This is a genomic window from Kitasatospora sp. NPDC059803 (assembly GCF_042732255.1).
GTDB lineage: Bacteria > Actinomycetota > Actinomycetes > Streptomycetales > Streptomycetaceae > Kitasatospora.
This window is the reverse complement of the sequence record NZ_JBHWIJ010000168.1, coordinates 13,791-18,298: the sequence shown is the minus strand read 5'-3', so window position 1 is coordinate 18,298 and position 4,508 is coordinate 13,791. Positions and strand designations below refer to the sequence as shown.

At 73.5% G+C, this 4,508-nt stretch carries 7 protein-coding genes and 1 pseudogene; 4 read left to right on the top strand and 4 right to left on the bottom strand.

Going from position 1 to position 4,508, the window contains the following annotated elements; translation table 11 throughout:
• Positions 1 to 154: 154 nt before the first annotated feature.
• Positions 155 to 640: a cysteine/serine endopeptidase inhibitor gene (locus ACFV6I_RS24590; RefSeq protein WP_063346414.1), complete on the bottom strand. Its 486-nt coding sequence runs from the start codon at positions 638 to 640 to the stop codon at positions 155 to 157.
• Positions 641 to 901: 261 nt separating this feature from the next.
• Here ACFV6I_RS24590 and ACFV6I_RS24585 point away from each other — a divergent pair, with 261 nt between their 5' ends.
• Positions 902 to 1,102: a hypothetical protein gene (locus ACFV6I_RS24585; RefSeq protein ID WP_063346415.1), complete on the top strand. Its 201-nt coding sequence runs from the start codon at positions 902 to 904 to the stop codon at positions 1,100 to 1,102.
• 28 nt (positions 1,103 to 1,130) lie between these two features.
• On the opposite strand, the gene ACFV6I_RS24580 is transcribed toward ACFV6I_RS24585, so the two are convergent.
• Together ACFV6I_RS24580 and ACFV6I_RS24575 are read right to left on the bottom strand one after the other, a co-directional pair.
• Positions 1,131 to 1,940 carry an SMP-30/gluconolactonase/LRE family protein gene (locus ACFV6I_RS24580; RefSeq protein ID WP_063346416.1) on the bottom strand — a complete coding sequence of 270 codons (810 nt, stop codon included), beginning with the start codon at positions 1,938 to 1,940 and terminating at the stop codon, positions 1,131 to 1,133.
• A 25-nt stretch (positions 1,941 to 1,965) separates the two neighbouring features.
• Positions 1,966 to 2,124, bottom strand: coding sequence for an SDR family oxidoreductase (locus tag ACFV6I_RS24575; protein WP_380343068.1), 159 nt, complete (start codon positions 2,122 to 2,124; stop codon positions 1,966 to 1,968).
• 19 nt (positions 2,125 to 2,143) lie between these two features.
• On the opposite strand from ACFV6I_RS24575, the pseudogene ACFV6I_RS24570 reads away from it, so the two are divergent.
• The 3 genes and pseudogenes from ACFV6I_RS24570 to ACFV6I_RS24560 form a co-directional block, all read left to right on the top strand.
• A pseudogene (locus tag ACFV6I_RS24570) lies at positions 2,144 to 2,414 on the top strand (hypothetical protein); the annotation flags it as partial.
• Positions 2,415 to 2,461: 47 nt separating this feature from the next.
• Positions 2,462 to 3,115: a 4'-phosphopantetheinyl transferase gene (locus ACFV6I_RS24565; protein ID WP_380343065.1), complete on the top strand. Its 654-nt coding sequence runs from the start codon at positions 2,462 to 2,464 to the stop codon at positions 3,113 to 3,115.
• A 41-nt stretch (positions 3,116 to 3,156) separates the two neighbouring features.
• Positions 3,157 to 3,540, top strand: coding sequence for a barstar family protein (locus ACFV6I_RS24560; protein ID WP_063346419.1), 384 nt, complete (start codon positions 3,157 to 3,159; stop codon positions 3,538 to 3,540).
• Between the two features lie 25 nt (positions 3,541 to 3,565).
• Here the strand turns inward: ACFV6I_RS24560 and ACFV6I_RS24555 are convergent.
• On the bottom strand, positions 3,566 to 4,508 hold a 943-nt coding region (locus ACFV6I_RS24555), incomplete at its 5' end, for a polysaccharide deacetylase family protein (RefSeq protein ID WP_380427638.1).

Here is a 4,508-nt window from a genome sequence, read left to right as displayed (position 1 = left end):
CGAGGGCGGCCGCGTCGTTTACGCCGTCGCCGACCATCGCCACGACCATGGCCCCCGCCCGGGGCCGGGTTTAGGGGGGCCCCCGAGACACAGGGAGCCCCCCCCGGGCCCCCCCCCCGCGACCGGGGGGGGCCACGGTCGCTCATCCGCGGTCTCAGCCGATGGTGGATCCGGTGATGGGCTCGGAGAGTTCGACGGTCTTGCCGTTCAGGCCGGCCTTGACGAACTGCCAGGTGAGGCCGTTGATGACGCCCTGGCCGAGCGGGGCCAGCTGGGCGAAGGCGGGCTGGCTGAGGTCGAGGTGGCTGGCGTCGCAGGAGGGGCACTTGTCCCGGACGGGGACGGTGACGGTCTTGCCCTGGTAGCTCACCTTGACCGAAATGCCCTGACACAGGGGGTCGTTGTTGGGGTTGGCGCTGGTCCACCAGGTGTGGGAGACCGCGACGAGCATCTGGTTGGAGGCGTTGATCTGGGTGCCGCAGGCGCCGTAGCCGGCGTCGTTGTAGTAGGTGGCCTTGCCGGCCATGGGCGTGTTGATCGGTATCGCCGCGCTGGCGGTGCCGGCGGTGAGGGCGATGAGGGCGGCGGCCGCGAGCGGGGCGCCCGCGAGGATCCTGAGGTTCTTGCTGATGGCGCGCATGGTTCCCTCCGGTTCTTTAGCCATGGACATGACAGGCAGAAGTCGCCGAAGCCGCAGGGGGATTCAGCGAGACCGCCCGATGCCCGTCCGAGTGAAGAGAACGTATGCGCCCGACGGCGGTGTGGTCCAGACCGCCGCCATGTTGACATGAACACAAGTCAGGAATCTTTACCAATACGGCCGAAGGGGCGAAGATACGTGACCGCACCGCGCCGCAGGGTGTTGACAGGCCACCACGCCCACCCCCGGAGGCCCCGCCCCATGCGCACCGCACTCGCCGCCCTGCTCCTCGGCGCCGCCCTGATCCCGGCCGCCGCCGCACCCGCCAACGCCGCACCCGTGCCCGTACCCCGCGCCGTGAACCAGGGCTACAGCATCCCCGTCGGCGCCGTCACCGACCTCGGCGCGCTGCCGGTGCTCGGCAGCCTCGGGCTGGACTTCGCCCGCCTGCTCGGGCAGTAGGGACGCGGACCCTTCAAAACCGGCCCCCTCACACCCGGACGCTGAACAGGCCGCCGGAGAGCGGCTGTTGGTCGGACCGGGCGGACGTGATGTAGAGCGTCCGCCCGTCCGGCCCGCCGAAGGCGCAACTGGTGACGCGCGGCACCGGCAGCTCGACCGACGCCAGCACCTCACCCTCCGGCGAGAGGCACCGGACCGCCCAGCCGTCCCAGAACGCCACCCACAGGTTGCCGTCGGCGTCGAGCGTCATGCCGTCCGGGTAACCCGGCAGGTGGGAGACGTCGAGCGTGCGGATCCGCTCGCCGAGGGGGCCGTGCTCGGGATAGGGGTAGAGGGCGATGCGGCGCGTGGTGGTGTCGATGTGCCAGAGCCGGTCGGGCTCCGGCCAGGCGAGGCCGTTGGGGATGTCGAGCCCGTCGAGGATCGCCCGGACGCCGCCGTCGCGCTCCAGCCGGTACAGCGATCCTGGCTCGCGCGGCTCCCCCCGCCCCATCGAGCCGGCGACCGGCCGGCCGTACGGGTCGGTCTTGCCGTCGTTCATCCGGCGGTCCTGGCGGTCGGCTTCGACGGCGGCGACCAGCGTGGTGCGGCCGGTGGCCGGGTCGAGCCGTTCGAAGCCGCGCTCGGTGGCGAGCATCAGTCCGCCGTCGCCGTACGGCATCAAGGTGCCGGGGGTGACGTCGAGTTCGACCGAGCTGATCGCGCCCGAGGCCGGGTCCAGGGTGAGCACCCGCCGGTCGGGGATGCCGATCCAGCGCAGCAGTTGCGCGGACTGGTCCCACAGCGGGCCCTCGCCCAGCTCCAGGTACGGTGTGTCGGCGACCGGTTCGGCACGCACAGCGGGGCCCTCCTCGAACAAGGTGTCAGCGCAGCAGGGCTTCGGGCAGCATCGCGGTCATTCCGCCGTCCACGGCGAGGCAGGCACCACTGATGAACGAGGATTCCTCACTCGCCAGGAAGCCGACCACCCGCGCGACCTCGGCCGCACTGCCGAACCGCCCCAGTGGGGACGACCGTAGCATCGCGGCGCTCGGCTGCGGATCGGTCCACCAACTGATCGGCACGGCCCCCCTTCCAGGGCATCGGCGTCGACGTCGACCGCAAGTCCCCGGTGTCCTGGCCGGTGTACGAGCGCCACCGCTCCCTCCGCTGCACCGGCGGCCTGCACTCCGTCACCTACCTGCCCGGTGGCCCTGGCGTGTTGGTGGCCCTGGCGTGTTGGTGGCCCTGGCGTGTTGGTGGCCCTGGCGTGTTGGTGGCCCTGGTGGATCTTCCCCGGAAGGCCCGCCGGGACCGCCCCCACCCGGGTTAGGCTCGATCCGCGCGGCGGCCGTCCGCGCACCGACCGAGGGGGAGCGTGTGATCGGGGACCTGCTGCCGGACGCCGTCGTGACCGAGGTGTCCTACGACGACCCGCCGGAGGCCCGGCTGGAACCGGCCGAGGAGGCCGCCGTCGTCCAGGCGGTGGCGAAGCGCCGCCGGGAGTTCACCACCGTCCGCCACTGCGCCCGCACCGCCCTCACCCGCCTCGGCATCCCCTACCGCCCGCTGGTCCCCGGCCTGCGCGGCGCCCCGAGCTGGCCCGACGGCGTCGTCGGCAGCCTCACCCACTGCGAGGGCTTCCGAGCGGCGGCCGTCGCCCGCTCCGGCGACCTCGCCTCGGTCGGCATCGACGCCGAGCCCGCCCTGCCGCTCCCGGACGACGTCCTGGACGTCATCGCGCTGCCCGAGGAGGGGAAGCGGATCGTCGACCTGCTCGCCGAGCACCCCGGCACCCCGTGGGACCGCATCCTGTTCAGCGCCAAGGAGTCCGTGTACAAGGCGTGGTTCCCGCTCACCGAGCAGTTCCTGGACTTCAGCGAGGCCGACCTGGTCCTCTCCCCCGACGGCTCCTTCACCGCCCGCCTGCTGGTCCCCGGCCCGAACGTCAACGGCCGCCGCATCGAGGGCTTCGAGGGCCGCTGGGCCGTCGGTGACGGGCTGCTCGCCACCGCCATCGCGGTCGCCCGGTAGTCCGGCGCACCGACGACCGCACTCGGCATATCCTCGACCCCGTGACCGTGACCTATGTGATAGCTGGCACCCGGATCCACACGCTGGACGACTTCTGGGACGTGGTCGGTGAGACCATCGGCAGCGACGGCTACTTCGGCCGGAACCTCGACGCCTTCGCCGACTGCCTGCGCGGCGGCTACGGCACCCCCGAGGACGGCGACTACCTGATCGAGTGGCGCGACCACGCGGTCTCCCGGCGCAACCTCGGCTACCCGGAGACGGTCCGCCAGCTGGAACTGCGACTGGCCCACTGCCACCCCGCCAACCGCGAGCACGTCCGCGCCGACCTCGCCGCCGCCCGGGCCGGCAAGGGGCCGACGGTGTTCGACTGGCTGGTCCGGATCATCGAGGAGGAGCACCCGGGAGGCCTCCGACTGGCCTAACGCCGCAACGCGGCACCCCTGCACCTCACCGCAGCACGTCCGACAGCCGGACGAAGCGCCGCCCCGCCGCCAGCAGCCCCGGCACCGCCGCCACCACCCCGGGGGCGGTGCCGCCGCCCGGGTGGTTCATGTGGCAGATCACGATCGCCCCGGGCGGGGCCGCCGCGATCTCCTGCCGCACCTCGGCGGCGCTGAGCGTCGCCCCGCCGTCGCCGTTCACCGTGAAGCCCGCGGCGCGTTCCCCCAGGTCGGCGACCACCCGGGCGGCGACGTCGTCGTAGTGCGCGGTGCCGGAGCGGAAGAACCGCACCGGGTGGCCGAGCAGCCCGGCGAGCTTGTGTGCGTTGCCCGCGACCTCGTCGTACACCTCGCCGACGCCACCGGTGCCGGCGATGCCGTAGGCGGAGCGGCCGGTGACCGAGAGCGGGCGGTGGACGGTGCCGTGGTTGCCGATCTCGAAGAGCGGATCGGCGGCAAGCTGCTTGAACACGTCCGGGTTGGCGTCGATCCAGCGGGCGTTCAGGAAGAGCGTGGCGGGGACGGAACGTTTCCGCAGGAAGTCGATCAGGTCGGCGTCGTACCCGTTCCCGCCGGGGCCGCCGCAGGCGTCGAAGGTGAGCGCCGTCGCGCTCTCGCCGGCGGGCAGCTTGGTGGTCACCCCGGTGACCTCCATCCCCCACTCCTTCGGCGCGGTGCCGCCGTACCGGGCGATCAGCTCGGCCCGGGTCGGCTCCCGGCTCGCGGTCGGGGCGGTCGGGGCGGGCGGGGCCGTCGTCGGGGGCTCCGACGGCGTCGCCTCCGATATAGCCGCCGCCCCGGAGGGCCCGGCGTCCGCTGCGGCCGAAGCGGTGGCCACCGGGGGCGCCCCCCCGCCGCCCGCCCGCAGGCGGGCGGGGTAGGGCGAGCCCCCCCGCGCCAGGGCCCGCGCCGCGCGGCTAACCTGGAGGGGGTCCGCCCGCGCGCGGGCT

Bases quoted from the DNA above. Each gene is read 5' to 3' on its own strand.
- ACFV6I_RS24590 (WP_063346414.1), bottom strand. From the start codon at position 640: ATGCGCGCCATCAGCAAGAACCTCAGGATCCTCGCGGGCGCCCCGCTC.
- ACFV6I_RS24585 (WP_063346415.1), top strand. From the start codon at position 902: ATGCGCACCGCACTCGCCGCCCTGCTCCTCGGCGCCGCCCTGATCCCG.
- ACFV6I_RS24575 (WP_380343068.1), bottom strand. From the start codon at position 2,124: ATGCTACGGTCGTCCCCACTGGGGCGGTTCGGCAGTGCGGCCGAGGTC.